The sequence below is a fragment of the Gordonia gummivorans genome (assembly GCF_022513585.1).
GTDB lineage: Bacteria > Actinomycetota > Actinomycetes > Mycobacteriales > Mycobacteriaceae > Gordonia.
In genome coordinates, this window is record NZ_JAKWBF010000035.1 from 25392 (window position 1) to 52349 (window position 26958).

The following is a 26958-nucleotide window of genomic DNA, read 5'->3' on the forward strand; positions in this document are numbered from 1 at the left end:
GTCACGTTGTGCTCACATCGTCACACTGGCGCTGTGAGAACTCCAGATTCGACGTATAGGGCCCTGAGCTGCAGTTATACCATCAGGCGCACTTGATCGACCACTCGTTGCAGACCGGGCAGTGCGCCCGAGGTGGACCGTGGGTGCAGGGCGTGGACCGCGAGACGGAACATCGTCGCCCGCAGCATCATCTGCGGCCACTCCGGTTGGTCGGACCAGCGGTCGATCAGTTCGTCGTCGGCGCCACCCCAGGCGAGGGAGTCGACCACCACCACCGCCGCGGCCCACGGCGCGGGTCGCCAGTACGGGACGATGTCGGTGATGCCAGGTGCTGCAGCGCCCGCGAACAGCACCGTCCCGAACAGGTCGCCGTGCACCACCTGCGACGGCAGGTCCACGTTCTTACGAAGTGTCGCAAGGGTTTTGAGCATCTCGACGCTGCGGACGCCATCCGGTGAGGTCGGTTCGCCCATCCCGGCGGCTCGCGCCGCACGCAAGGGAACGTCCTCCCATGCCGCCCGATCGGCCGCGGTGAACACGTCCACATCGGTGTGTGGCGGCGCCGGCGGCTGCAGCAGGAAACGCGGACGTTCGAGGCCCGCAATGGCCTCGTGCAGGCGGTCGGCGACCGACACCACCTCGTCGTGCCGCGGTTCCGGGGAACCGGCGATGTAGGTGTCCGCACGCCAACCGGACACCACGTAACGGCCGTCGGTGGCCCGGAAGGGACGCGCGATACGCAGCCCTTCGACGTAGAGGGACTCCCGGACTGTCGCCGACCAGGCCGCTCGGGCGTGGTCGGGCACCAGCGACAGCACCACCTCGCCCACGCGCCACCCACCGATCCACGAGTCACCCATCGGGATGGGCGGCTGGGCGGTGAGCCCGAACGTGTTCAGGACATGTTCGGGCGGCTCGACGCTGTTCACGTCTGCAGAGGTTACCGAGCCGCAGCCCCCGATCCGGTGAGCCACGCGGTCAGAGGCCCTAGTAGACCGGCAACTCCTTGTCGACCTGGTTCGCCCATGCGGTGACACCGCCCTGCAGATGCTTGGCGTCGGCGAACCCGGCGCGTTTGAGAGCTGCCAGTGCCTCGGCGGACCGGATGCCGGTCTTGCAGTAGAGGACCGTCGGCCGGTCCTGCGGGATTTGTGCCAGACCCACGCCGGAGAGGATGTCGCCCTTGGGGATGAGCGTCGCACCGTCGATGTGCACGATCTCCCACTCGACGGGCTCGCGCACGTCGATCAGCGCGACCTTGTCGCCCGAATCGAGCTTCTGCTTGAGCTCGACGGCCGTCAGGGTCGAATCGGCGGCCGCGGCTGCTGCCTCGTCGGACACCACGCCACAGAACTCGTCGTAGTCGATGAGACCGGTGATCCGCTCACCCTCCGGATCCTTGCGGATCTTGATGGTGCGGTAGGTCATGTCCAGTGCGTCGTACACCATCAGCCGGCCGAGCAGCGGCTCGCCGATACCGCAGATCAGCTTGATCGCCTCGGTGCCCATGATCGATCCGATCGATGCGCACAGAATCCCGAGCACGCCTCCCTCGGCGCACGACGGCACCATCCCCGGTGGCGGCGCCTGCGGATAGAGGTCGCGGTAGTTGATGCCCCGGCCGTCGGGTGCGTCCTCCCAGAACACCGACGCCTGGCCCTCGAAGCGATAGATCGACCCCCACACGTAGGGCTTGTGCGCGAGGACCGCCGCGTCGTTGACGAGGTAGCGGGTGGCGAAGTTGTCGGTGCCGTCGAGGATCAGGTCGTAGGTCGAGAACAACTCGATCGCACCTTCGGGTTCGAGGCGCTGGTCGTGGATGTTCACCGTGACATACGGGTTGATCTCGAGGATGGAATCGCGCGCACTCTCGGCCTTGGGACGCCCGACGTCGGACTGCCCGTGGATGACCTGACGCTGCAGATTCGACTCGTCGACGACGTCGAATTCGACAATGCCGATGGTGCCGACACCGGCGGCCGCCAGATACAGGAGTGTCGGAGAACCCAGGCCGCCCGCGCCGATCACCAGGACGCGTGCGTTCTTCAGACGCTTCTGACCGTCCATCCCGACGTCCGGGATGATGAGATGCCGGCTGTAGCGCGCGACCTCGTCGTTGCTCAGTTCCGCTGCCGGTTCCACCAGCGGGGGAAGTGACCCCTGCGGTGCTGAACCCCTGTTGGACACGTCCGCCTCCATACGTTTGTTCTCGGGCTGTACGCGAATCAACGACAGGTCGCCGCGGGGCATTCCCGGATCAGCGCTTGGGGAACGGCCAGGGATTGGGACGGCACACGTAGGTCGGGTTGGCCTCCATGCCCGGGTCGAGCGCCATGATCTGCTTGTTCGCGACACCGAAGGACTGCTGCATCATCACCGGCGCCAGCGCACCGTCCTGCTTGCACGGTTCGTGTGCCTCGTAACCGATGCCGTGGCCGGTCTCGTGGTTGATCAGGTACTGCCGGTAGCCGAGTCCGTCACCTTCGTAGGACAGGGCCCCGCGCACCCACCGAGCCTCGTTGAGGATCACCCGCTTGTTCGGCGGGTAGAAGCACGACGTCTCCAATTTGATCTGATACCCGCAGAGTTCCTTTGCCGTGCCCGGCGAGGTCAGAGAGATCCGCAGATCGGGTTCACCGCTGTCGATCCGGCGGAACGACACCTTGCCGTCGCCGATCCAGCTGCGCGGATTGGCCAGCGTGGTGTCGACCATCCGCGCGAACATCTGGTCGCCGCCGTAGTCCGAGGGCCGCAGACCGTTCTCGACCTGGACCATGTAGGTGTACTCCTGCCCACCGGTTCCCACCCGCTGGCCGGTGCCACGCACCGTGCGGAACGTCTCCCGCCCCTTCTGCGTGTAGGGTCCGCCGTCGGGCAGGGTGCCCGCGGGCAGCGGTGCGGTGATGTCCCCGACCGGGGCGCCGATGGGACGGGTCTCCTTGCTCACGTCGGTGTTGCGCGACGCGGCGGGACTCACCCCTTGTTGATCGGACATCGCCTCGGACCGGCTGTCGCGCACCGTCACCACGATCAGCACGACGGTCAGCACCAGGAGGACGGGAATGGCATAGGCCCGCCAACCGTAGGTCGACACGAAGCGGCCCAGCGCGGACTGCTTCTTGCGTTCCGGCTGACCGTCGCGGTCGACGCGTGGGCGTCCGCTGTCGTCGGTCGGATCCCAACGCGCACGCAGCGGCTGATCCGGTTTGGGACGCCCCGACGACCTCGGGCCCACATCCTTGGCACGAACCCGACTACTCATAGCGTCAGGCGCGCCGTCCTCTGTGCGGCTCACCAGACAACTTTCTCACAGCACACCGCAGATACCGGGTAACGAGCGCCCACGAGTACGCTCTCATTCATGTCGACCGCCGCAAATGCGTCTGCCGTGCCCGGGCGTAACACCCGTCTGCCACGCAGCGCACGACGCATGCAGCTTCTCGACGCCGCCAGCGAGATCTTTGTCGAACGTGGTTATCACTCCGCCGGAATGGACGAGATCGCAGTGCACGCCGGGGTCAGCAAACCCGTGCTCTACCAGCACTTTCCTTCCAAACTGGATCTGTACATCGCGGTCGTCGACTCGCATGCGGAGAAACTCGTCAGCGACGTCAACACCGCGCTGCGCACCACCACGGACAACCGTCAGCGTGTGCGCGCCGCCGTGGAGGCGTTCTTCAACTTCATCGATGAGGACAACTCCGGCTACCGGCTGATCTTCTCCTCCGACGCGATGGATCCAGCGGTTATCCGCCGCATCGAGGGCGCCACCGAGGCGTGCGTCGACGCCGTGTACGGGCTGGTGATGCATGATTCCGGCCTCGATCCCTATCGGTCGCGCATGCTCGCCGCCGGTCTCGTCGGCGCGAGCCAGGTCAACGCACGCTACTGGCTGGAGGCGAAACGCCCGGTCGACAAGGCAACCGCCGTAGACACCACCGTCGCCCTGCTGTGGGGCGGACTGTCGCACGTCCCACTGCAGGGCGACGGGGAAACCCAGCCCGAGGCTGAGGTCTAACCGGGTCGAACCGGTCTAGCTACCGAAACCCACTCGGCGGTTCTCTGCCGCACCGACCTCGATGTAGGCGATCTTGGTCACCGGGATCAAGAAGCGCGCACCCTTCTCGTCGGTCAGGCTGAGCAGCTGCTCTTTACCGCCGAGCGCCGCCTCGACTGCCGCATACGCCTTGTCGCTGGTCAGCGCCGACAAGACGGTCAGCTCCCGTGGGCTGTCGGTGATGCCGATCTTCACTTCAACGGCCATGGCCACCCTTCTCCGTTCTCCTCAAACGCTTGCCGCACCAGGCTAGTTCAGTGCTCGACGGGACCGACAGGCACTCCGCTCAGAGCGAAAACCCCCGACGGATCGCGTCAGCCCAACCCGAGGTCGGCCATCCGTTGCGCGTGCTTCTCGGCGACCGAATCGAAGAAGTTCGCCACCCCCTGCAGCGAGGTCGCCCCTTCGAACAGCAGGTCGGTGACCTCCTCTTCGGCTGCGAGCACCCATTGGGCGTGGGTGATCGCCTCACCGAGGAGTCGTCGCCCCCACAACGTCAGCGGTGAGGCGAGGTTGGGGTCGGCGTCGACGGCCGCGCGGACCTGCTCGCGAGCAAACTGCGAGTTGGCCGTCTCTGCCATCACATCTGCGACCAGGTCACGGGCCTGCGGCGGCAGTACCCCGGCGAGCTCGTTGTAGAAGTCGGCGGCCAACCCATCCCCCACATACGCCTTGACCAGCGCCTCCAGCCATGTCTTGGGTGTGGTCACGCGGTGATACTGGTCGAACACCGACCGGTATCGGCGAACCGCGGCAGCCGCATCGATGCCGGCGGCACCCACCCGTTCGGCGAGCTGATCGAAGTGGCCGATCTCCGACGCAGCCATCCTGGCGATCGCGATACGGCTCTCGACGTCGGGTGCCATCGCCGACTCGTCGATCAATCGGTAGAAGGCCGCGAACTCGCCGGCAAGGAGGACGGCGAACAGTTTGGTGAGCGCCGGATGATCCGGATCGATGTCGCTGATCGACACCGCATTCGACGATGGTGGCTGGGACGATTGGGAGTGGGAGGAGGGGGCTCCGGGCGTCATGAGGCGATCGTAGGCGCGCCCACGGAACCAGACCAACCACCGGGTGTTGCTGATCACCAAGTACACTGGTCGTCGGTGTACCGGTGCGGGAGTCCACGATTTCCCCGGTCACCTGACATTGCGCGCGCACTTTCGACCCGTCTCGTTTCGTGCAGACACCTTGGTGCGTGCAGGAACAGACAGCCAGAAAGGCACAACCGCACATGACCGATTCCGACGTGCAGACAACCATCGTCGACGACACCCACACCTCCCCGACCTTCGCCGAGCTCGGCGTGGACGACCGCATCGTGGCCGCGCTGGCCGACGACGGCAAGACCCACACCTTCGCGATCCAGGAGCTGACACTCCCGCTCGCACTCAGTGGCGACGACCTGATCGGCCAGGCCCGCACCGGCATGGGCAAGACATTCGGCTTCGGTGTCCCGCTGCTGCATCGTCTCGCGCACGCCGAGGAGTCGGGCCTGCGTGCCCTCGACAACACGCCGCGCGCACTGATCATCGTGCCGACGCGCGAACTGTGTCTGCAGGTCACCGGCGACTTCGAGGTCGCCGCCAAGAAGCTCACCGACGTCACCCTGAGTGACGGCACCGTACGTCCGCTGAAGATCACGTCGATCTACGGTGGACGCCCGTACGAGTCGCAGATCGCCGAACTGCGCAGCGGCGTCGACGTCGTCGTCGGCACCCCGGGCCGACTGCTCGACCTCGCGCAGCAGGGCCACCTCATCCTCGGCAAGGTCGCCATCCTGGTGCTCGACGAGGCCGACGAAATGCTCGACCTCGGCTTCCTGCCCGACATCGAACGCATCATGAGCGCGCTGCCCACGCCGCGCCAGACGATGCTGTTCTCGGCGACCATGCCCGGGCCGATCGTCACCCTGGCCCGCACCTTCCTGAATCGGCCCACGCACATCCGCGCCGAGCACGCCAACGATTCGGCCGTGCACGAGCGCACCACACAGTTCGTCTACCGCGCGCACGCACTGGACAAGGCCGAGTTGGTGGCCCGCATCCTGCAGGCCGACGGTCGCGGCGCCACGATGGTCTTCACCCGCACCAAGCGGACCGCGCAGAAGGTTGCCGATGATCTCGGCGAACGCGGGTTCAAGGTCGGCGCAGTGCACGGCGACCTCGGTCAGGTGGCCCGCGAGAAGGCACTCAAGAAGTTCAGGTCCGGCGAGATCGACGTCCTGGTCGCGACCGACGTCGCGGCCCGCGGCATCGACATCGACGACGTCACCCACGTGATCAACTACCAGATCCCCGAAGACGACAAGAATTATGTGCACCGCATCGGTCGCACCGGTCGGGCCGGGCGCACCGGCATCGCGGTGACCCTCGTCGACTGGGATGAGCTGCACCGCTGGGAACTGATCGACAAGGCACTCGGCCTCGACATCCCGGAGCCCGCCGAAACCTACTCAACCTCAGAGCATCTGCGTTCCGACCTGTCGATCCCGGAGTCGGCGACCGGCCGTATCTCGGCTCCGCGACGCGAGCCTGCCGAGCGTGAACGGACCGAACGCACCGAACGCAAGCCGCGCGAACGCACCGCCAACCGCAGCCGTCGACGCACTCGGGGCGGCAAGCCGGTCGGTGACGCACCGGCCGAGTCGTCCACCAGCACGACCTCCACCACCGCGAAGACAGACGCCCCGAAGGCCTCCGCAACCACGAAGACCGCCACCGCAAAGACCTCCGGCGACACGACGGCCGACGGCAACACGAAAACCGACGGGGGTGACGGCTCCGATGGGCCGCGCCGCCGGCGTCGTCGCCGTGGTGGGCGCGGACGCGGCGGAGCCTCGAACGGTTCGCCCGCCTCGGCCGCGTCGGCTACCTCGGCTCCCGCCGAATAGCCGGCCGGTCCACTGCAGCGACGACACAGCGACGACACGACACGTGGCCCGACTCAGACCTGAACGCCGCACACCGATCGATTTTGTCGTCACCGCGGTCATCGTGGTGGTCGTGGTGGCGCTCGGGGTCATCGCCTGGGCGGTGAGCCCGGTCCGGCACACCGAGAGCGACGCTGCCGAGAAGGCGGCTCCGACGGTCCCCGCGGCCACCGCGATCCCCGACCGCCTCGTCGCCGGCTGGCACGCTCGCTCATCCGCCACGCGAATCCCCGCGCTCGGCGACGCCGTGGTGGTCACCGGTGACGGGGGCGACGTCGTCGCGCACGATCCGTTCACCGGCCACGAGGTGTGGTCGTATCGACGCGACCTCGCGCTCTGCACCACCGACGCCGTGTGGCCGGGCAGCAGCGATTCGGTACTCGCGGTGTACCGCAACTCGCGGGGCTGCTCCGAGGTCACCGCTCTCGACGGCAAGACCGGGCGTCGCACGGCCGCCCGGTCAAGCGACGCCGACAACACCCTGCACCTCGTCAGCGACTCGGGTTACGTTGTCGCACAAGGCCCTACCCGCCTGGAGACCTGGGGCTCCAACCTGGTCCGCGGAATCGAGTACGGCCGCGTCGACGCCCCGGTGAACCCCGACGTCCAGCCCGGCCGGGCGAACTGCCGGCTCTTCTCCTCTGCCATCTCCGGTGATCGGGTCGCGGTCATCGAGCACTGTGGCGAGGAACCGGGCTATCGGCTCACCGTTCTCGGCGCGTTGCTGAACTCGGAGGAGAAGGTCACCGAGTACGGTTCGTCGCTGCTCACCATCGACACCCTGCAGGCACCGCCGGTCCTCGTCGCGATGAACTCCTCGACCATCTCCATCTACGACGCCGGCAGCACCAATCCCGGCTCGCCGACGCCGCCCCGCATCCGGCTGTTCAATCAGGACGGCGTCCCCGGCTCGACCCACGACGTCAAGGGCGAGCGCACCCCACGAGCCGACAGCGTGCCGATCGACGACGACCCGGTGGTCACCTACTGGACCGGGCAGGCGACCGTCGTGCTCGACGCCGGCACCGGCCGGCCGAAGTACCAGGTCCCCGGCACACTGGGCCCGGGAGCACTGATGGACCGACAACTCCTGTTGCCGAGCCCGTCGGGGATCAGTGTCCGCGACGTCGAGACCGGACGCGAGATCCGCACCATCGCGCTGACCCGCACAGACTTCCGCGGTGGCACCGTGAGCCTGCGGGTGATCGGGCAGGTCGTCGTCGAGCAACGTGGTGACATGATCGAGGCCTTCGTCCCGGCTCCCTGAGCCCGTTGCGAGTCTCCTCCCGATCGCCGCCGAGCAAGCAACCCCTCCCGATGGCTGAGGCGCCGCCCTGAGGAGCGGTGCGTCGGGAGCGGTCGTGACTCAGGGGCCCGGTGGTGGGTCAGACCAAGTCGAAGGTCTGGACTTGCTGGCCGGCGTCCCAGTACTTCCAGAGGTTCTCGGCCAGTTCGCGATATGCGGTGGCGCCCTTGTTCTTTCGTCCGCGCATCACCGACGTTCCGGAGGCCGACGCCTCGGCGAAGCGCACGGTCCGCGGGATCGGCGGGGACAGCACCGCGAGGTCGTACCGATCGGACACATCGGAGAGCACATCGCGACTGTGGGTGGTGCGCGCGTCGAAGAGCGTCGCGACCGCACCGAGCATGGTGAGCGACGGATTGGTGATCTGCTGTACCTCGGACACCGTACGCAACAGTTGCCCGACGCCACGGTGGGCCAGCGTCTCGCATTGCAGCGGCACGATCACCTCGTCGGCCGCTGTGAGTCCGTTGAGCGTGAGCACCCCCAGCGACGGCGGGCAGTCGACGAGGATGACGTCGAAGTCCTCCGACACCTCGGCCAGTGCGCGCTTGAGCGCATACTCCCGACCCGGTCGCATGAGCAGCAGCGCCTCGGCGCCGGCCAGGTCGATGGTGGCCGGGAGCAGCGTCACGTTGTCCTCGGTGTCGAGCAGGACGTCGGTGATCTCCGCGTCGCCGAGCAGCACGTCGTGGACCGAGGTCTCGAGTTGATCCGGGTCGTGGCCCAGCGAGAACGTAAGGCACCCTTGTGGATCGAGATCCACCACCAGAACCGAGACATCCAGGTCGGCGAGAGCGGCCCCGAGTGACTCCACCGTAGTGGTCTTGGCCACCCCGCCCTTCTGGTTGGCAATCGCGAGGATGCGCGTCATGCAACTACTGTACGGCCACGGCGCCGAGAGGGCCCGCATTGGCCGCCAGTCGGGGCCTAATCGTCCGACTCGGTTCCCCCGAGCTCACCGGCCAGCCATCGCACCGACGCCGGACTGAACAAGAATCCGAGGACCACGAGGGCGGCCAGCCCCAACGGCACCGCGAAGGTCGGCTGATGGCTGGTGAACAGGTAATAGGCGACCGGCAGCAGCAGGATCTGCGCGACCATCGCGATGGCCCGCCCCCACCGGCGCCCGGTCAGCAGTGCGACCCCACCGAGGAGGACGCCACCGCCGATGATCCCGAACCACGCGGCCGTGCCGTAGCCGCTGATCGCGACCTCCTCATGGCCGGCCAGACCCCGGATCACCAACACCGCGGCGACGATCACGGCGATCGCGCCCTCGAGTGCCGTCACCACCCCCGCCACCCGAATGGCTGTCGGTGGACGGTCGCCTGGATCGGCGACGACCGGCTGCTCTTGCTCCCTGCTCACGCGTCCAGCCTAGGGATCGATTACGCACGGCCTGGCGCTACCCCATATCCTCGGATGTCGTGCGCGTCATGCTCATCGTCAACCCGTTCGCCACCGCCACCAGTCCGGCGGGTCGCGATGCGCTGGTCCATACCCTGAGCGCCCACTTTCACCTCGACGTCGAGCACACCACACACCGCGGCCACGCCGGGGAGCTGGCACAGCGTGCGCTGGCCGAGGAGTTCGACGTCGTGATCGTGCACGGCGGCGACGGCTCGGTGAACGAGGCGGCCAACGGCCTGCTGGATCCCCCGAATGCGTCCGACCCCACCCGCCGTCGTCCTGCTCTGGCCGTCATCCCCGGTGGCAGCGCCAACGTGTTCGCGCGGACGCTCGGGATCGACGCCGACCCCCTGGCCGCGACCCGCCAGATCATCGGCCTCATCGATTCCGGGCAGTGCCGGCGCATCGGGCTCGGCCACGCCGCCGACCGCTGGTTCCTGTTCAACTGCGGAATGGGTATGGATGCGGTGGTGGTCCACGCGATGGAGGACAAGCGCCACGCCGGTAAGGCGGCGACGCCGATGCGGTATCTGTGGACGACGGTCAGCAGCTTCCTGCGCAACGCGGGCAGTTCGGCGACCTTCGACGTGGAGATCCCCGGCCGGGACCCGATCACCGGCGCCCGGTTCGGCTTCGTGTCGAACACCAGCCCGTGGACCTATCTCGGCAAACGCGAGATCCGCACCAATCCCAACACCGGCTTCGACAGCCGGCTCGGTGTCTTTGTCGCGACGTCGTCGGGCGCCCTGCGCAACATCCCGCTTGCCGTCCGACTGCTGGCCCAGGCCGACCCCAAGGCCAGGCATCTGTTCCGGGACGACGATGTCGAGGCGGTGCGTTTTGTCGCCGCCGAACCCATCGACGTGCAGATGGACGGCGACTACATCGGCGCGTTCACCGACATCCGGTTCGGTCACCGACGCGCCGCCCTCGACGTGGTCGCTCCCCTGGCGACGAGCACCACCGACACCACCAAGTAAGGCACCGCGGCGACCGCGAACAGCGTCGCCGGACCCCACCACTGCGAGCCGAGCGCCCAACTGCCGAACGCGAGGATCGCCACCATTTCCTCCCCGACGCCGGCCACCGAGGTGACCGTGGCGCGCGAGGCCGAGGACAACCGATCCTGCAGCGCCGCGTCGGCGATCACGAGCGCCCACCCGAACACGCCGAACGCCACGGCCACCGCGACGATGCCCGCCGGGTGTCCCGACCATGCGCCGACGATGAGCGCCGCGGCCGCGACGGCGAGCGGAGCGCCCAGCTTGCCGACCGCCACCCGATGGGCGGCGGCGAGTCCACCGACGATGTCGCCGACCGACACCACCAGCATCATCAGGGCGATCGTCGACGGCGAATCATCTTGTCCCAAAAGAGATTCCGCAAGCAATGGCAGATACTCGTCGAGCGCGGCGACCCACGTCAGCACGATCACCAGCCCGAGCAGCCGACGCACCGCCCGCTGCGCAGACACGTACCGACGGGCATCGCGGATCACTGTCCGCCAGCTTGTCTCATCATCTTCGTCGTCGGGAACCTCAGCCCGGCGAGACACCTCCGGTAAGGCGGCGGCCGCACCGGCCGCCACGACGCAGGCGCCGACGCTTGCCCACCCCGCGGCCGCGTAGCCGCCCAGCGCGAGCAGCGGCGCTGCCAACGCGGTACCGGCCACGACACCGACCGCCTCGGCCGCCCGCACGCGGCCGGCCACCCGCGCGTAGCTGCGTTCCTCGCCCAGTACCGCGAGTTCGTCGTAGAGCAGCGCCTGCGCGGTCCCCGACCGCAACGAGCCACCCACGCCCCAGAGTACGAATCCCGCAGCGAAGGCCAGAAACGACGGCGCGACGGTCCACAGCGCGAAGCCGCAACCGGTCACCAGGGGTGACGCGATCAGCAGACGGCGACGAGAGAAGCGGTCGGCGAGCACCCCGCTGGGAATCTCGGCCACAAACGAGGTGGCGGACCAGATGATGAACAGCGCGGAAAGCTGCGCACCCGACAGCCCAGCTCCGGTCACCGACCGGTCGGTGAACATCACCGCGTACACCGGGTACAGCGGGATGAGATCGGTGCACAACGCCGCGGTGACCGCGGCGATTTTCAGGCGTCGTGAGGAGGATCAACATCGATGGCGCATATAAGGATGGTAACCACCATCGGCGACCTGCGGAAACCCTTAACGTAAGTAACCAAAGAAGCGTAGACTAGTACATCGGCGAGTGACCATGTGCAAGTCCCCCCCACTTGACCGCACAACTGGAGATGCTAGGTCGGTGACGTGATATTGCACACGTGTTAACGCAACACCATTGACTTCGGCTGGATTCGTGAAAGTATTCACAAGCAACAGCGCGGAAACATTTGGTGTGCCCGCGTGAACCAGGGGTTACAGCCAACACAAGCATTCATCAAGTATCGAGTGGTGCGCAAAAACGGCGCGCCTGAAGGAGAAGGAATGGACTGGCGTCACAAGGCCATCTGTCGCGACGAGGATCCGGAGCTGTTCTTCCCAGTGGGAACCAGTGGACCGGCCATCGCACAGATCGCTGATGCGAAGCTCGTCTGCGCGCGGTGCCCCGTCACCGCCGAATGCCTGTCGTGGGCGCTGGAGTCCGGGCAGGATGCCGGTGTCTGGGGCGGGATGAGCGAAGACGAGCGACGCGCACTGAAGCGGCGTACCGCACGCACGCGTACCCGGAGCAGCGTCTAGCGCTCGGCGGCCCCGAGCGCTGACGAGTCAGCCCGGCGGCCATGAGAGACCCGGCCACCGGCCGGGTTTTTTCATGCCCCGCGCAAGGGGATCACGATGACGACCTCGGTGCCCCGACCCTCCGGGTTGGGCCCGACACCGAGTTCGCCACTCAACTCGATCGACACCAAGGTCTGCACGATCTGCAGTCCGAGGTGTTCCGAGGTGGCCAGATCGAACCCGTCGGGTAGCCCGGAGCCGTTGTCGCGGACGGCGATTCGCAGATTTCGTACATCCCGGTCGACCACGATGTCGATCAGGGCGTCTTCCTGCGAACCGTCGAATCCGTGCTCGATCGCGTTCTGGATGAGTTCGGTGAGCACCATCACCAACGGCATCGCCGACTCGGCCGCGAGGACACCGAGCCGGTGTCGATGCTGCACCCGGACGGCACCGTCACCTGAGGCAACGTCCACCAGGATCGGCACCAACCGGTCGACGGCCTCGTCGAGGTCGACCTCCTCGTCGACACTGCCGGACAGCAGTTCGTGCACCAGCGCGATCGACGCCACTCGTCGTACCGCCTCGGTGAGTGCCAACCGGGCATCCTCGTTGGCGGTCCGGCGAGCTTGCAGCCGAAGCAGCGCCGACACCGATTGCAGGTTGTTCTTGACGCGGTGATGGATCTCCCGGATCGTCGCGTCCTTGCTGATCAACGCCCGATCTCGCCGCTTCACCTCGGTGACGTCGCGGATCAGCACCACCGCGCCGGCCACCTCGCCCCGCGGTCGTAGCGGCACCGCTCGGATGAGGACGGTCGCCCGTCGCGCGTCGGCCTCCACCCGCATCCCGATATCGCGGTAGGGCACCGTCGGTGGGAGCGCAGCGCCGGCGGCGACGTCGATCATCGACGCCACATCGGCCGCCTCGAACGCGTCGGTGAGCAGTTCGGTGACCACTTCCGAGAGCCGCGCGTGGTGAAGTTCGGCTGTCCACCCCATCCGATGGAAGGCCGACAACGCATTCGGGCTGGTGTAGGTGACCAGGCCGCTCTCGTCGAGCCGGATGAACCCGTCGCCCGCGCGGGGTGTCGACAATCCGCGCGGATTGCCCTCCTCTACCGGAAAGGTGCCGTCGGCCACCATCTGACAGAGATCGTTGGCGCAATCCTGGTACGCCAGTTCCAGCGGCGACGGCAACCGAGGGTGGGTCAGGTCGACGGCCCGGGTGAGCACGGCGATGACCGATCCGTCGAACTCCACCGGGACCGCCTCGCGACGAATTGCCATGGCACCGAACCAGGCTGGGTCCTCGTCGCGCAGTATCCGTGCCTCGACGAAGGCGCGCGGAACCTGCGGGTTGACCGACGGGTCGATGACGCGGCCCACTTCGTCGCTCGGAAACACGGTCGACGCCGTGTTGGGGCGGCACTGGGCGACGGTGACGATGTCACCCGATTCGGTGCGCACCGACAGTAGGAAGTCGGCGAAGGAGAGGTCGGCGAGCAACTGCCACTCGGCCACCAGCCGCTGCAGGTGTGCGGCAGCGGTGTCGGCGAGGGTGGTGTGCTCGGCGAGCAGATCGGCAAGTGTCGACATCTGGCGCCGGCGAACTGAGGTGGGTTACGACTGTTCGTAGACGGCGATGATGTCGCCCGCCTGGATCACGTCGCCCACCTTGACCTTGACGTCGGCCAGGGTTCCGGCTTCCTCGGCGAGGACCGGGATCTCCATCTTCATCGACTCCAGCAGGATCAATTCGTCGCCGACGTCGATCTGCTGGCCGGGCACGGCCTTGACCTCGAGCACGGTCGCGACGATCTCTGCAACGACGTCTTCTGCCATGCACTCAAACTAGCCCACACGCAGACCGATTGGGGTCGGCGCCCACCGTCGTGAAACAATGGTGTGCCCGCTATTCAGTACTGAAGGAGATGCGTCATGGGAAAGCGCGGACGCAAGAAGCGCGCTCGTAAGAAGAGCGCCGCCAACCACGGCAAGCGCCCCAACTCCTGAGTCTCTCCCCTTGTGTGGGGGCTCAGCGAGTCAGGACCCGCCCGGGACCGGTCACAACGCCAGCACGGCGTCGGCCACCCGGGCGTTGTCGTGTCAGTACTGGGTCAGCGGTCGGCGTCGCCGAGTTCGTCGGTCCGCACGGTGGTCTCGTGCACGATGACGGTCTTACGGATCTCCACGCGGAGTCGTTCGCGGAGTCCCGAGGGTGCCTGTTCGCCACCGCATTTGCGGTTGATGAGCGCCTTGAGCTGCTGTTCGATGCCGTAGTGCGCCAGGCAGGCCGGGCAGGCATCGAGATGATCCTGAAGCCGAGCGCGTGCGCCGGGGTCGCATTCGTTGTCCAGCAACAGCCACACGTCGGCGATCACCGCCGAGCAGTCGAGGTCGACGAATTCGGCGTCGGCCGCGTCGCGGATCTGCTGAGGATCACGGTCGCCGCTCATCGCGCCACCCCCGCATCCGATACCTCGGTCGATTCGCCACTGCGACTCGACCGGTTGAAACCGCGTTCACGCGCAACGTCGCCGAGCAGTTCACGCAGCTGACGACGCCCACGGTGCAGACGCGACATCACGGTGCCGATGGGTGTGTCCATGATCTCGGCGATCTCCTTGTACGGCAGACCTTCCACGTCCGCGTAGTAGACCGCCATCCGGAATTCCTCCGGAAGTTCTTGCAGCGCGGCCTTGATCTCGTCGTCGGGCAGCGCGTCGAGTGCTTCTATCTCTGCCGAACGCAAACCCGTCGAGGTGTGCTCCGCTGTCGCGGCCAGCTGCCAGTCGGTGATCTCGTCGGTCGGATACTGCGCAGGTTGACGCTGCTTCTTGCGGTAACCGTTGATGTAGGTGTTGGTGAGGATCCGGTAGAGCCACGCCTTCAGATTGGTGCCCTCACGGAACGACGCGAACGCGGTGAACGCCTTCACGTAGGTCTCCTGAACGAGGTCCTCGGCGTCGGCCGGATTGCGCGTCATGCGCAGAGCTGCGCCGTACATCTGGTCGAGCAGCGGCAGCGCGTCGCGCTCGAAGCGCTCGGTGAGCTGCTCGGGTGTCTCGTTGGGGTCGGCGCGCCGCGGCGCCGCGCTTGTTTCAGCACGATCGGTCGACTGGGACTCGGCCACTACGATCCCTTCGGTGATGGAATGCAGGGGGACACGCTCGGCCCAGTTTACCGGTGTGGATTCCACCCGGTGTCGCGTCGGGTCCACAGGCGCATCCAGCGCACGAATCACCACGGGTGGGATCGATGTCCCGACCGCCGGATCGTTCATCACCGATGCTGTCATCGTCGGATCACCCTCCTTCGCCACTTGCGTCGTCGCTCTTGCACAACATCGCGAATCGGGCAATTGTTCCGTCATGGCGTCCACTCCCGCGATCACCGCACTCACCCGGGCCGGCATCGACCACACCGTCCATCGCTACGCGCACGATCCACGCACCGACGCCTACGGCGCCGAGGCGGTGTCGGCGCTGGCCGAGTTGGTCGGCGTCGACGCCGAGCAGATTCTGAAGACACTGGTCATCGAGGTGTCGGGCAGCGGTGCCCGCAATCACCTGGCCGTGGCGGTCATCCCCGTCCCACGGCGCCTGTCGCTCAAGGCCGCGGCCGCCGCGCTCGGCGGCGCCAAAGCGGCGATGGCCACCGAACGCGACGTGACCAGGACCACGGGGTATGTCCTGGGTGGGGTGTCGCCGGTCGGGCAGCGCAGCGCGTTGCCCACCGTGATCGACATCTCGGCACTGGATCACTCGCGCGTGCTGTGCAGCGCGGGCAAACGCGGCCTCGAGATCGAACTCGCACCCGCCGACCTGGTGACGATCACCGGCGCGGTGACGGCCGACGTCGTGTCCTGAGTTTGTCGGAGCGTTCAGGCAGCATAGATGGCATGTGCGGACGTTATGCGGTGACCACCGACCCGGCGAAGCTGGCTGCGGAGATCGATGCGGTCAACGAGGTCGAGTCTCCCGACACCACCGACCTCGACACCGCGCCACGGTCCCCCGGCCCAAACTACAACGTCGCGCCGACGACGACGGTGATGACCGTGGTCAAACGCCACGACCATGACGAACCCGAGGACGACGCGAAACTGCGGGTGCGGGCCATGCGGTGGGGACTTGTACCGCCGTGGGCCAAGGAGGTCGGCAAGGGGCCGCTGCTGTTCAACGCGCGAGCCGAGACCGCGGGTGAGAAGAGCTCGTTCCGCTCGTCGGTACGGTCCAAACGCTGCCTGGTTCCGATGGACGGTTGGTACGAGTGGAAGAAGGAACCGGCCGACGACAAGGGCAAGCCGACCAAGATCCCGTACTTCATGTCACCGACCGACGGAACCAGGTTGTTCATGGCCGGACTGTGGTCGGTGTGGCACCCCAAGGACGACGCCGAGGACTCGTCACCACTCCTGAGCTGCTCCATTCTCACCACCGACGCGGTGGGCAAGCTGACCGACGTGCACGATCGGATGCCGCTGATCATGCCTTTCGAACAGTGGGACGCCTGGCTCGATCCGGATCACCGGGCCCCGTCGGAACTGTTCGCGCCGCCCGCGGCCGACATCGCGGCGGCCATCGAGATCCGCGAGGTCGCACCGCTCGTGAACCGGGTTGCCAACAACGGACCCGAACTGCTCGAGCCCGTGTGATGCACACACAGAACTACCATCTACACAGGGGATCCCGTGTGTAGATGGTAGTTCTGTGTGTCAGTCGAACACCACGACATCGAAAGGCTCCCATGGGCAGCAGACAGATCGCCGATACCGTCGTCGAATTCCCGGCTTCGGCTGCCGCGACCTTCGACTACCTGACCGACCCGGTCCGACGCCCCGAATGGCAATCCAGTCTGCGTCGGATCACCGACCTCCGATCGGTGGGCGACCGGCCCGGAGACGTCGGCACCAGCTGGGTCGACGTGACGACGGTGCCCGGTATCGCTCCGCGGCTCGAGGTGATCGACTGTGTGCCCCAACAGTATTGGGTCGAAATCGGGAACTGGCATGTCGTCGATGCCCGACTCCGCCTGGATGTCGGGCCCCACGACGACGGATGCCAGGTGCGGGCCCGGGCCACGCTCACCGTTCCCCGACTCTTCACACCCGTGCTGATCGGCCTGAACGCGTTGGCCCCCACCGTGCTGCGGGCCGACCTGCAGCGGGCAGCGGGCTTGCTGGCTGCACGTTGACGATCAGTCGGGCACCAGCACCGCTGCGCCGTCGAACGCCCCGGCCTTGAGGTCGATCAGCGCCTGCAGGGCCGAACTCATCGGATACGGATGCGTCGTCGCCCGGACGCCGTGTCGGGCGGCGAGCACCAGAAATTCCGTGCCGTCGTGGCGCGTGTTCGCAGTCACCGACCGTATTTCCTTCTCGTAGAACAACTCCCGCTCGTAGTTCAGCGTCGGGATATCGCTCAGATGAATGCCCGCGATGGAGAGGACGCCACCCCTGTCGAGGCCACGCATGGCGGTCGGCACGATCTCGCCGACCGGCGCGAACGTGATCGCGGCGTCCAACGGAGTGGGTGGATCGTCGTAGGTCTCCCCCACCGATGCCGCCCCGAGGTCGCGGGCGAGTTGCTGCGACTTGTCGCCGCGCGTGAACACATGCACCTCGATCCCCAGTGCGATCGCGAGTTGCGCACACAGATGGGCGCTGCCACCGAAGCCGTACATCCCCAGCCGGCGCACTGCCCGATCGGCATTTCCGTCGTCGAGCAGCCCGGTCCGCAGCAACGCGCGATACCCGATGATGCCCGCGCACAGCAGCGGCGCGATCTCCACGTCGTCGATGTCGTCGGGCAGTCGGTAGGCGAATTCCGCCGGCACGGTGGCGAGTTCAGCATAACCGCCATCCGTGTCCCACCCGGTGTATCGCGAAGCGGGACAGAGATTCTCGGACCCGCGTCGGCAATAGGCGCACACACCGTCAGTGCTGTGCAGCCAGGCCACGCCCACTCGTTCACCGATCCGGAAATCCGTCACGCCGTCGCCGAGACCGACCACCTCGCCGACGATCTCGTGACCGGGCGTCACCGATGGACGGTGCACCGGCAGGTCGCCCTCGGTGACGTGCAGATCTGTCCGGCAGACGCCGCATGCGCGCACGCGGACCAGCAGCTCGCCTTCCCGTGCGATCGGATCCGGTTTCTCACGCAACTCGATCGGTCCGGTCTCGATCGGACCCGGTGTGGTGACCGCCCATGCGCGCATGAACCAGATTCTACCGATACTCGTAGGCGCTCAGCGGGAATCGCTCCATGTCGCGCAGGGTGCGCAGAGTCGAGGTGGGCCGAAGCAGCGTCGCCTCGCCGTGCTGGTTGAAGTAGTAGCTGCGTGAGGTCGCGCAGTTCCCGCTGTAGAACACCGACGACTGCAGGTTGTCGGTCATCGCGTCGAGGAATTCGGTGTTGGCAGCTTCGGTGACCTCGAAGGTGTCCGTGCCACGACGCCGCAGTTCACCGAAGAGCCGCTTGATGTGGCGCATCTGCCCTTCGATGGTGGTGAAGTACGAGAGCCCGCTGTAGGAGTAGGGACTGTTGAGGGACAAGAAGTTCGGGAACTTCGGTACGGTGATGCCCTCGTAGGCCTGAAAGCGGTTGTCCCGCCACCACTGTCCCAGATTGCGGTCCTCACGCCCGACTATCTCGAAAGCGGGGAAGTTGACGTCCCAGAGGTTGAATCCGGTCGCGAGCACCAGGGTGTCGATCGTGGTCTTCTTGCCTTCGGCGGTGACGATGCCGTCGGGCTCGACGCGGACGATCGACTCGGTCTGCAATGCCACGTTCGGCTTGTTGAACGACGCGAAGTAGGTGTTGGAGAACGTCGGTCGCTTGCAACCGAAGTCGTAGTCGGGGGTGAGCCTTCGTCGTAGGTCCGGGTCGCGCACCTGCGCGCGAAGGTGCGCCTTGCCGAGCAGTGCGGCGAATCTGTTTCCGAGCTTGGCCTGCTTGAAATGCAGCACACCGAACACCATCAGCGCCTCCAACAGGGAGGTGTTGACCATGCGAGCCGTCTTCTGCGTCAACGGTATCCGACGGAACAGGGAGCGAACGGCGGGTGGGATCGCGAAGTCGACCTTGGGTACCACCCAGATCGGCGTACGCTGGAAGACGGTGAGTTCGGTTGCCGTTCGGGCGATCTCGGGGATCAGCTGGACGGCCGTCGCACCAGTGCCGATGACCGCGGCACGTTCGCCGGTGAAGTCGTGGCCGTCCTCCCACGCGGTGGTGTGGATGATGCGTCCGGCGAAGCTGCCGATTCCCGGGAAGTCGGGGGTGTAGGGCTGGGACAGGAACCCGGTCGCGGTCACGAGATAGCGGGCGGTACGCGTCGGACCACTGTCGGTCGAGACCCGCCACAGGTGTTCGGCGTCGTCCCAGTGTGCGGTGGTCACCGTGGTGCCGAATTCCATGTGCCGCTTGAGGTCGTACTTGTCGGCGACGTGGTGGGCGTACTGCTTGAGCTCGGCGCCGGGAGCGAACAGGCGCGACCAGTCCGGGTTCGGTTCGAAGGAGAACGAGTACGTCACCGACGCGATGTCGACGGCCAGTCCGGGGTAGTGATTGACGTGCCACGTTCCACCCAGATCGTCCTCGCGCTCGAGGATCGCCAGGTTGTCGAGACCCTCGCGTTTGAGCGCTATGCCCGCGCCGATTCCGCCGAAACCGGCGCCGACGATGATCGCGTCATGATCCGGCTGGCCAGGCATCGCAGTCCTCCTGATCGACTATCCGTTACTCGACGACACAGTAACCCATGTCACGGATTCGGACCAGAGGGCACCTCGGCCACCCCGTCGGTCACGGGATCGGCGAACCGTCCCACAGCACGTCGAAGAACTGTGTGGCGACGAGTTCTTCGCGCTTGTTGCGGTCGATGCCCAACACCTTGCGATAGGCGAGGATGTGCTGCAACGACAACGCGGAATAGATCAGCGGCATATGGTCCTTGGCCTGGTCGTACACGCCGCTCGCGCCCTTGGCGGCGGCCAGGTTTCGTCGTAGATGCGAAGGGTGTTTGAGGGCGTCACGCAGGACCGCGGCCTTGATCATCTTCTTCCGCCCGGCGGGCACCACGACCAGGCCGCTGGGTGCGAACAGCGCGGTGTCGAACTCCTCGGATGTCGCCAGCGTGCAGCCCGCCGTCGGACGCGGATTGCACTCGACCATGTGGTGGACGCCGTCGTCGGTGACGAGGTAGTCGAAGCTGAGCTGGCCGTGCCAGTTCAGCTCGCGGGCGATTGTCTGCGCTGCGGCGAGCGATTCCGGCGAGTCGACGGACTCGAAGACGATGCCGCCGCGGTCATCGATGGTCAGCGGGTGTTCGTAGCAGGAATGCAAGACCACTTCGCCGTGGTGCACAACGCTCCAACTGCAGCGGTCGACGCCCTCCAGGTACTCCTGCACCAGCCATGGCTCGTCGGGCGTGGGTGTGACCTCGTCGATCGACGACTCACCCGCCAGCGGTCCGGTGTTGGTGAGCACGTCGAGGCCGCCGCGGCCGTAAGCCGCCCGCGCGAACCAGTGCGGCCACATCTGGGTGGCGGCGCGCAGTTCGTCACGCGTCGTCGCCGTCGCGGATTCGGCCGCCGACAACCCCAACTCCCGGCAGAACCGGGTGAACGCCACCTTGTCGTGCACCTTGGCCAAGGTGTCGAAGTCGGGGAAGAACAGTTCGAGGTGCTCGCCGCCCGCGTCGCGCAGCAGGTCACGATGCCGCGCGAGGTAGAACACCTCCTCGAACATCGGCAGCAGCCACGTGATGCGTTCGCGTCGGATCACCTCCATGACCGCCGCGATGAACTCCGCGGTCCGCTGGGTGGGCGCCGGGACCACCACATGTCGGCTCGCACCGCGCGAGTGGCTGCCCGGGGACGCAGCGAAGGTGTCGGCCGCGGTGACGTCCCGACCTGTCTCGCCGAGCTTGTGAATCTCGTCGACGGCGAACGGCATTCGCGACGTGGTCGCCAGGACCCTCGGGGCGGTGTCGGTCATAAGCCCCGACGATATCGGACATCCGGAATACGACGAGGCCTGGAATACAACATGGCGTCCGGGGCTTGGACATGAGCATGCACACCTCCGGAGGGCTGGCCTTCTTCTCCGCGGTCTACGCGTTCGCGGTGGTCATGCTCGGCACCACCCTGCCGACCCCGCTGTACGCGATCTACGCCGGCGAGATGGGTTTCGGCGTCACCACCACGACGGTCATCTTCGCGGTCTACGCCGCCGGAGTCATCGCCGCGCTCATCGGATTCGGACGGTGGTCCGACGTCGTCGGACGTCGGCCGCTGCTCATCGCCGGCGCCCTGCTGTCCGCGGCAAGTGCGGTGGTCTTCCTGACCGCCGGACCGGAGTGGCAGTTGATCCTCGGGCGGGTGCTGTCGGGCCTGTCGGCCGGCATCTTCACCGGCACCGCGACCGCAGCAGTCATCGAACTCGCCCCGCCGTCGTGGCAGCAACGAGCGCCCGCGGTTGCGACCGCGGCCAATATCGGTGGCCTCGGGCTGGGTCCGGTGGTGGCCGGCGTGCTCGCCGAATGGGGTCCGGCGCCGCTGCGGACGCCGTTCCTGCTCGATCTGGCGCTGCTTGCGGTCGCCTTCGTCGGAGTGTGGTTCATCCCCGAACCGGTCGTCGTGCGCCCGGGTGCTCGGCTGTCGGTGCAACGGTTGTCGGTCCCAGCAGAGGTCCGCACGGTGTTCACCCGCGCGGCGATCGCGGCCTTCGCCGGTTTCGCGGTCATGGGCACCTTCACCGGTGTGACGCCCTCGTTCATCTCGCACATCATCGGCATCGACAGTCACGCGGTGGCCGGCGGTGTGGTCGCGCTGTTGTTCTTGTCGTCGGCGCTCACCCAGATCGTCGGACGCGGCATCCCCACCGAGTCGGCGCTCGTCGCCGGGTGCGCGACGCTGGTGGTCGGCATGGGAGTCATGGTCGGCGGTCTCCTCGCCGCGTCGATGACACTGCTCGTCCTCGGCGCGATCGTGTGTGGCATCGGGCAGGGGTTGTCGTTCAGCAAGGGTCTGGCCGCGGTGGTCGCCGCGAGCCCGGTCCATCGTCGGGCCGAGGTGACGTCCACGTACTTCGTTGTCGCCTATGTCGCCATCTCGATCCCCATCGTCGGCCAGGGCATCGCCGCCGCCCACTGGGGTCTGCGCAGCGTCGGCGTGGTGTTCAACATCGGTGTCGCGGTTCTCGCACTCGTCGCGCTGGCTTTGACCGTCGTCGAGTTCCGGCGCCGGTAACGACGCACCGTCAGCGTCCGACGCCGGCCTTCTCCAAAGCGGTCACCAACGAACGGAACCGCGAATTGCTGATGAGGTCTTCCACCAGGACAACCTTGCCCTCGTCGTCGGCGAGCGGAATGCACCAGTTGGGGTACTGCGTGGCATCGGTACCCGGTTGATTCTGAATCCGTCTCTCCCCCACGGCATCCACCAGTGCGACCGACAACAGCACCGACGGGCTCGCGGCAATCAGCGCGTAGAGCGCATTGATGGTTGCCGGATCGGTGACGGGAACTGCCGGATCGAGCAACCCGCGCGCACGCGCCAGCTCGAGAATCGCAGTGCGGTCACGCTCGTCCCGCACGCGTTCGGATTCCTCGTCCGTCTCCAGAAGGCCCAGCCGAGAACGTAATTCGATGTGATCGCCGGCGAGATAACCCGCCGTGGGCGGGAGGTCGTGAGTGGTGACCGACGTCAGGCACAGTTCCCGGTACTCCTCCGGCGGAATCGGGGCGTACGGCCCGTGCTCGAACCACAGGATCGATGTGCCCAGGACGCCCCGCTCGGCCAGCGTCTCCTGCACCGAACGCTCGAACACGCCGAGGTCCTCACCGATGACGACGGCGTCGGCACGCTGCGCCTCGAGCGCGAGGATGCCGATCAGTGCGTCGTGGTCGTAGTGCACATAGGTGCCCGCCGACGGCCGATCACCGTCGGGAATCCACCACAGCCGGAACAGGCCCAAGATGTGGTCGACGCGCAGTCCGCCGGCATGGCGCAACACGGTCCGCAGCATGTCTCGATACGGTTCGTAGCCCGCCTCGGCGAGCCGCCGCGGATGCCACGGCGGCTGATCCCACCCCTGGCCCTGCTGATTGAATCCGTCGGGCGGAGCCCCGACCGTCGCGCCAGTGGCCAGCACGTCGCCGAGCATCCAGGCGTCGGCGCTGTGGCGTGCGACCCCGACGGCGAGGTCGGCGACCACCCCGATACTCATCCCCGACGAGATCGCGGCGTGTTGCGCGGCCGCGAGCTGGTCGTCGCAGATCCACTGCAGCCACATGTAGAAATCAATGCGGCGCTTGAGCTTTTCGCGCTTCGCCTTCACATATTCCTTGTCGCGCAACTGTTTGCGCCACCGAGGATTGTCCTCGGGATAGCGCTCGGCAAACGCGCACCAAGTAGCGAACCGCTTGAGCCCCTTGCCCTCCCGTTCCCGGAACGCGCGGAACGCGGCCCGCCTGCGCCCGCCGAGCGGCACTGCGTAGATGAGTTCGAGCGCTTCCATCTTGGCGCGGTAGGACTTGTCGCGTTTGATCTTGTCGGCCGAGAGATCCTCGGCGAAGAACGCCCGTTCGAGCTCCGCGATCCACCTCCGATGCTTCTTCCGGAGCCCCGCGATCTCCGGGATGTCGGTGACGCGGATGTAGAGCGGATTGACGAACCGGCGAGTGGTCGGCAGGTACGGCGAGTTCTCCAGCGGCGGCTGCGGCTGCGCGGCATGCAATGGGTTGACCTGAACGAAGTCGGCACCGTAGCTGCTGGCCGCGACCTCGCAGATGCCGGCGAGATCGGCGAAGTCTCCGACACCCCACGAACTCGCCGACCGCACCGAGTACAGCTGCACCGCGAGACCCCATCGCTGATGGCCGAGCAGTCGGTCGGCGGTGGCGAGGCGGCGCGGCGTCACGATGAGCGAGCAGCTCGCAGCCTCGGTGCTGCTCGGATTGAGTGCCTTGATCCGGTGATATCCCGGCTCGAGATCGCCGGGCACCGCAAAGGTCGCGCGGCCGACGAGTGCGCCGTCGATCTCGCGGGGATTCACCCAGATGTCGAGTTGCTCGGGAACTCGTTGCTCACCGGACTCGGTGGTGACGTGTACCTGGACCGGATCCCCATGCGGCACATGCACACAGAACGTGCCGCCGCCCTCGACGACCACGACGACCGGCGGCAGGAACTCCCGCCACTCCCGCTCATCGATCGCCACCAGCGCGGCCTCGATCGCCGTTGGGCTTTCGGCGTCGACGCCGAGAGCACGAAGCGTCGACACCAGGGTCCGCTCGCTGACGTCATGCGTCTGCTCGTCCCAGCCGACGTATTCGGTGGCAATGCCCCAACGATGGGCCAGTTCGATCAGCCGCTCATCCACGTCAGCATCGTCTCAGGATTTCGGTGGATCCGCGCGACTTGCCATCGAGTCGAGATATCTGGGTCACACTGGATTCATGGCCGATTCACTGACGCTCAATCCCGCGACCACCGCCCTGGTCCTCATCGAATACCAGAACGAATTCACCAGCGACGGCGGCGTTCTGCACGACGCGGTCGCCGAGGTGATGGACAAGACCGGCATGCTCGCCAACACCGTTTCCCTCGTGGACAGGGCCCGGTCGGCGGGTGTCACGATCATGCACGTTCCGATCACCTTTGCCCCCGGCTATGGCGAACTGACGCGCCATCCGTACGGAATCCTCAAGGGCGTCGTCGACGGCAACGCTTTCGTGAAGGGCACCTGGGGAGCCGCGATCGTCGACGATCTCACACCCGCGGACGGCGACATCCTCGTCGAGGGCAAGCGCGGCCTCGACACCTTCGCCAGCACCAATCTGGACTTCATCCTGCGCAGCAAGGGCATCGACACCATCATCCTGGGCGGATTCCTCACCAACTGCTGTGTCGAATCGACGATGCGCACCGGCTACGAGAACGGCTACCGCGTGCTCACGCTGACCGATTGCACGGCGGCGACATCGGTGGCCGAGCACGACAACGCGATCAGCTTCGACTACCCGATGTTCTCCGAACCGGTCGAATCGGCGCAGGTGGCCGATGCCCTCGGACGCACACCGGTGGTCACTCACCAGTGACCGACGCCGACCGCGCGACGCGTCGGGCACGCCTGGTCGCCAGGTAGCAGCGCCAGAGGAACCAGGGACTGGGCGGAACCCAGCCGAGTTGCATCGCCATTCCCTGGTCATCTCGAACAGCCCAGTGCTCGACGACGAGACCGTCGACGACGCGCTGGAAGTGAGCCTGCCGCACGGTGAATGACGCACCGGTCGGCGCGAAGGCGCGTTCGACAGTGCCCTCCGGTGTCCAGACGACGAAGTCCCCGGTCTGCCGCCCGGACATGGTGCCGTGGATGACGACGAGATCGCCCTCGACGACCGAGTTCTCGGTGGTCCACGCGAGATCGCTGAATCCTGCGCGCAGCCACTCCCCGGTTGCGAAGAACGCAACCGGGCCGGTCCCTCGGGTCGCCGGCGGTTCCGCGATCGCCTCGCGATTGACGGCGTCGGGGTGGTTGATCTCGGCGAGGTCGGCGATCGAACCCCAGAGTACGGCGTGGATCGCACGTTCGGCGAGATGCGCGAGATCGGCATGAGTCAGGGTGGCGGACATGATGAAACCTTTCGATACAGTGAACTGGATTTAATTACTACAGTAAACTGTATCCAAATCTCGCACAACCCTTTGACGAGGAGAACATGTGGCCTACGACAACAGCTCGCGAACCGAAGCGGCTCGCGCAACACGCGCACGCGTGCTCACCGCCGCCCGAACGTCGTTCCTCGACAACGGGTTCGGCGGCACCACGATCCGGCACGTCGCACACGAAGCCCAGGTGTCGCAGGAGACGATCTACAAATCCTTCGCCGGCAAGGCCGGACTACTCAAGGCGGTCTACGACACCGCACTCGTGGGCGACGACGAGGACGTGCCGCTCGCACAACGACCCGAGGCCCTCGCCGTCTTCAACGCGACGAGTCCCGACGAGATGGTCCTCGCCTACGCAAAGCTCGCGCAAAGCATCGGAACTCGCATCGACCCCCTCCTCCGCGTCGTCCTGAGCGCACGCGACACCGACGCCGCGCTCTCCTCATTTGCCCACACTATCGATCAGGAACGGCGCAACGGTAGCGCGATGTGGGTGCAGACGTTGCACGAGAAGGGTTGGCTACGAGCCGATCTCGACGTCGAGAAGGCCACCGACATCCTGTGGGTGCTGAATTCCAACGAGCCGCGCTGGCTACTGCGTGATCGAGGCTGGACCGCCGATGACATCGCCACCTGGCTGGCCGACATGCTGTGTCATGCGCTGTTGCCCTGAACCACACATGCGGCCGGTGCCCCTACTACCGGCCGACGTGAGCCTCGAAGCCCCACCGGCTCAGGGAGCGGGCGGCGGCGACGCATTGGTGCCGGTCGGACACCAAAAGTAGGGGAAGAACTTCTTCCCCTACCCTTGGAGTCCTCCCCACGAGTTTTCGCGGGGACGACTTGGAATTTGGGGGAAGAAGTTCTTCCCCTAGATT

At 66.5% G+C, this 26958-nt stretch carries 29 protein-coding genes; 12 read left to right on the forward strand and 17 right to left on the reverse strand.

All coding sequences use genetic code 11. The features are described from left to right. Positions 1-74: 74 nt before the first annotated feature. From MKW15_RS20700 to MKW15_RS20710, 3 genes are read right to left on the reverse strand one after another with little or no spacing between them, the layout of a single operon-like run. On the reverse strand, positions 75-929 hold the full coding sequence (locus MKW15_RS20700) for a TIGR02569 family protein (protein WP_240861593.1): 855 nt from the start codon (positions 927-929) through the stop codon (positions 75-77). Between the two features lie 58 nt (positions 930-987). Further along, positions 988-2199, reverse strand: a complete 1212-nt coding sequence (moeZ, locus tag MKW15_RS20705) for an adenylyltransferase/sulfurtransferase MoeZ (RefSeq protein ID WP_240861645.1) — start codon at positions 2197-2199, stop codon at positions 988-990. Between the two features lie 58 nt (positions 2200-2257). Further along, positions 2258-3295, reverse strand: a complete 1038-nt coding sequence (locus MKW15_RS20710) for a DUF3152 domain-containing protein (protein ID WP_374247690.1) — start codon at positions 3293-3295, stop codon at positions 2258-2260. A 66-nt stretch (positions 3296-3361) separates the two neighbouring features. Here MKW15_RS20710 and MKW15_RS20715 point away from each other — a divergent pair, with 66 nt between their 5' ends. Further along, a complete protein-coding gene (locus tag MKW15_RS20715; RefSeq protein ID WP_240861597.1) occupies positions 3362-4018 on the forward strand; it encodes a TetR/AcrR family transcriptional regulator in 657 nt (218 codons plus the stop codon). Positions 4019-4033: 15 nt separating this feature from the next. On the opposite strand, the gene MKW15_RS20720 is transcribed toward MKW15_RS20715, so the two are convergent. Together MKW15_RS20720 and MKW15_RS20725 are read right to left on the reverse strand one after the other, a co-directional pair. After that, complete coding sequence (locus MKW15_RS20720) at positions 4034-4264, reverse strand: DUF3107 domain-containing protein (protein ID WP_240861599.1); 231 nt, start codon at positions 4262-4264, stop codon at positions 4034-4036. Between the two features lie 107 nt (positions 4265-4371). Next, on the reverse strand, positions 4372-5091 hold the full coding sequence (locus tag MKW15_RS20725) for a ferritin-like fold-containing protein (RefSeq protein ID WP_240861601.1): 720 nt from the start codon (positions 5089-5091) through the stop codon (positions 4372-4374). Between the two features lie 203 nt (positions 5092-5294). On the opposite strand from MKW15_RS20725, the gene MKW15_RS20730 reads away from it, so the two are divergent. Further along, entirely contained in the window at positions 5295-6953 is a 1659-nt protein-coding gene (locus MKW15_RS20730; protein WP_240861605.1) for a DEAD/DEAH box helicase, read from the forward strand. Between the two features lie 43 nt (positions 6954-6996). Then, entirely contained in the window at positions 6997-8259 is a 1263-nt protein-coding gene (locus tag MKW15_RS20735) for an Rv3212 family protein (RefSeq protein WP_240861607.1), read from the forward strand. Positions 8260-8377: 118 nt separating this feature from the next. On the opposite strand, the gene MKW15_RS20740 is transcribed toward MKW15_RS20735, so the two are convergent. Continuing rightward, positions 8378-9169, reverse strand: a complete 792-nt coding sequence (locus MKW15_RS20740) for a ParA family protein (RefSeq protein ID WP_240861610.1) — start codon at positions 9167-9169, stop codon at positions 8378-8380. Between the two features lie 56 nt (positions 9170-9225). Next, positions 9226-9666: a hypothetical protein gene (locus MKW15_RS20745; RefSeq protein ID WP_240861613.1), complete on the reverse strand. Its 441-nt coding sequence runs from the start codon at positions 9664-9666 to the stop codon at positions 9226-9228. A 68-nt stretch (positions 9667-9734) separates the two neighbouring features. Here MKW15_RS20745 and MKW15_RS20750 point away from each other — a divergent pair, with 68 nt between their 5' ends. Then, a complete protein-coding gene (locus MKW15_RS20750; RefSeq protein ID WP_240861646.1) occupies positions 9735-10688 on the forward strand; it encodes a diacylglycerol/lipid kinase family protein in 954 nt (317 codons plus the stop codon). On the opposite strand, the gene MKW15_RS20755 is transcribed toward MKW15_RS20750, so the two are convergent. Further along, positions 10622-11743, reverse strand: a complete 1122-nt coding sequence (locus tag MKW15_RS20755; protein WP_240861648.1) for an MFS transporter — start codon at positions 11741-11743, stop codon at positions 10622-10624. The genes MKW15_RS20750 and MKW15_RS20755 overlap by 67 nt on opposite strands. A gap of 420 nt (positions 11744-12163) precedes the next feature. Here MKW15_RS20755 and MKW15_RS20760 point away from each other — a divergent pair, with 420 nt between their 5' ends. After that, positions 12164-12418 carry a WhiB family transcriptional regulator gene (locus MKW15_RS20760; RefSeq protein ID WP_005170735.1) on the forward strand — a complete coding sequence of 85 codons (255 nt, stop codon included), beginning with the start codon at positions 12164-12166 and terminating at the stop codon, positions 12416-12418. Between the two features lie 71 nt (positions 12419-12489). On the opposite strand, the gene MKW15_RS20765 is transcribed toward MKW15_RS20760, so the two are convergent. Next, complete coding sequence (locus tag MKW15_RS20765) at positions 12490-13995, reverse strand: sensor histidine kinase (protein ID WP_240861615.1); 1506 nt, start codon at positions 13993-13995, stop codon at positions 12490-12492. 24 nt (positions 13996-14019) lie between these two features. Then, positions 14020-14241 carry a biotin/lipoyl-binding carrier protein gene (locus MKW15_RS20770; RefSeq protein ID WP_240861617.1) on the reverse strand — a complete coding sequence of 74 codons (222 nt, stop codon included), beginning with the start codon at positions 14239-14241 and terminating at the stop codon, positions 14020-14022. 96 nt (positions 14242-14337) lie between these two features. Between MKW15_RS20770 and MKW15_RS24695 the strand changes: the two genes are divergently transcribed. Beyond that, positions 14338-14412, forward strand: coding sequence for a 50S ribosomal protein bL37 (locus tag MKW15_RS24695; protein ID WP_374247711.1), 75 nt, complete (start codon positions 14338-14340; stop codon positions 14410-14412). A 104-nt stretch (positions 14413-14516) separates the two neighbouring features. Here MKW15_RS24695 and rsrA read toward each other — a convergent pair whose 3' ends face one another. Both rsrA and MKW15_RS20780 read right to left on the reverse strand, forming a co-directional pair. After that, complete coding sequence (gene rsrA / locus MKW15_RS20775) at positions 14517-14855, reverse strand: mycothiol system anti-sigma-R factor (RefSeq protein ID WP_240861619.1); 339 nt, start codon at positions 14853-14855, stop codon at positions 14517-14519. Then, positions 14852-15697 (reverse strand): sigma-70 family RNA polymerase sigma factor, encoded by an 846-nt coding sequence (locus MKW15_RS20780; RefSeq protein WP_374247701.1) that lies wholly within the window; start codon positions 15695-15697, stop codon positions 14852-14854. Before MKW15_RS20780 ends, rsrA begins: the two co-directional genes overlap by 4 nt. Before the next feature lie 73 nt (positions 15698-15770). Here MKW15_RS20780 and ybaK point away from each other — a divergent pair, with 73 nt between their 5' ends. The 3 genes from ybaK (at position 15771) to MKW15_RS20795 (ending at position 17595) form a co-directional block, all read left to right on the forward strand. Then, a complete protein-coding gene (gene ybaK / locus MKW15_RS20785; protein ID WP_240861622.1) occupies positions 15771-16268 on the forward strand; it encodes a Cys-tRNA(Pro) deacylase in 498 nt (165 codons plus the stop codon). Positions 16269-16300: 32 nt separating this feature from the next. Beyond that, positions 16301-17056: an SOS response-associated peptidase gene (locus MKW15_RS20790; RefSeq protein ID WP_240861624.1), complete on the forward strand. Its 756-nt coding sequence runs from the start codon at positions 16301-16303 to the stop codon at positions 17054-17056. A gap of 92 nt (positions 17057-17148) precedes the next feature. Next, positions 17149-17595, forward strand: coding sequence for an SRPBCC family protein (locus MKW15_RS20795; protein ID WP_240861626.1), 447 nt, complete (start codon positions 17149-17151; stop codon positions 17593-17595). Between the two features lie 3 nt (positions 17596-17598). On the opposite strand, the gene MKW15_RS20800 is transcribed toward MKW15_RS20795, so the two are convergent. The 3 genes from MKW15_RS20800 to MKW15_RS20810 form a co-directional block, all read right to left on the reverse strand. Then, positions 17599-18621: a zinc-binding alcohol dehydrogenase family protein gene (locus MKW15_RS20800; protein WP_240861628.1), complete on the reverse strand. Its 1023-nt coding sequence runs from the start codon at positions 18619-18621 to the stop codon at positions 17599-17601. Positions 18622-18631: 10 nt separating this feature from the next. Next, entirely contained in the window at positions 18632-20119 is a 1488-nt protein-coding gene (locus MKW15_RS20805) for a flavin-containing monooxygenase (protein WP_240861629.1), read from the reverse strand. 91 nt (positions 20120-20210) lie between these two features. Beyond that, positions 20211-21404, reverse strand: a complete 1194-nt coding sequence (locus MKW15_RS20810) for an ATP-grasp domain-containing protein (RefSeq protein ID WP_240861631.1) — start codon at positions 21402-21404, stop codon at positions 20211-20213. Between the two features lie 71 nt (positions 21405-21475). On the opposite strand from MKW15_RS20810, the gene MKW15_RS20815 reads away from it, so the two are divergent. Next, positions 21476-22657 (forward strand): MFS transporter, encoded by a 1182-nt coding sequence (locus MKW15_RS20815; protein WP_240861632.1) that lies wholly within the window; start codon positions 21476-21478, stop codon positions 22655-22657. A 10-nt stretch (positions 22658-22667) separates the two neighbouring features. On the opposite strand, the gene malQ is transcribed toward MKW15_RS20815, so the two are convergent. Beyond that, positions 22668-24791 (reverse strand): 4-alpha-glucanotransferase, encoded by a 2124-nt coding sequence (gene malQ / locus MKW15_RS20820; protein ID WP_240861633.1) that lies wholly within the window; start codon positions 24789-24791, stop codon positions 22668-22670. Positions 24792-24867: 76 nt separating this feature from the next. Here malQ and MKW15_RS20825 point away from each other — a divergent pair, with 76 nt between their 5' ends. Then, on the forward strand, positions 24868-25509 hold the full coding sequence (locus MKW15_RS20825) for a cysteine hydrolase family protein (protein ID WP_240861635.1): 642 nt from the start codon (positions 24868-24870) through the stop codon (positions 25507-25509). Here the strand turns inward: MKW15_RS20825 and MKW15_RS20830 are convergent. Further along, a complete protein-coding gene (locus MKW15_RS20830) occupies positions 25496-26044 on the reverse strand; it encodes an ester cyclase (RefSeq protein ID WP_240861639.1) in 549 nt (182 codons plus the stop codon). The two genes, MKW15_RS20825 and MKW15_RS20830, sit on opposite strands and share 14 nt — an antisense overlap. A gap of 88 nt (positions 26045-26132) precedes the next feature. Here MKW15_RS20830 and MKW15_RS20835 point away from each other — a divergent pair, with 88 nt between their 5' ends. After that, positions 26133-26753: a TetR/AcrR family transcriptional regulator gene (locus tag MKW15_RS20835; protein ID WP_240861641.1), complete on the forward strand. Its 621-nt coding sequence runs from the start codon at positions 26133-26135 to the stop codon at positions 26751-26753. Positions 26754-26958 lie beyond the last annotated feature (205 nt).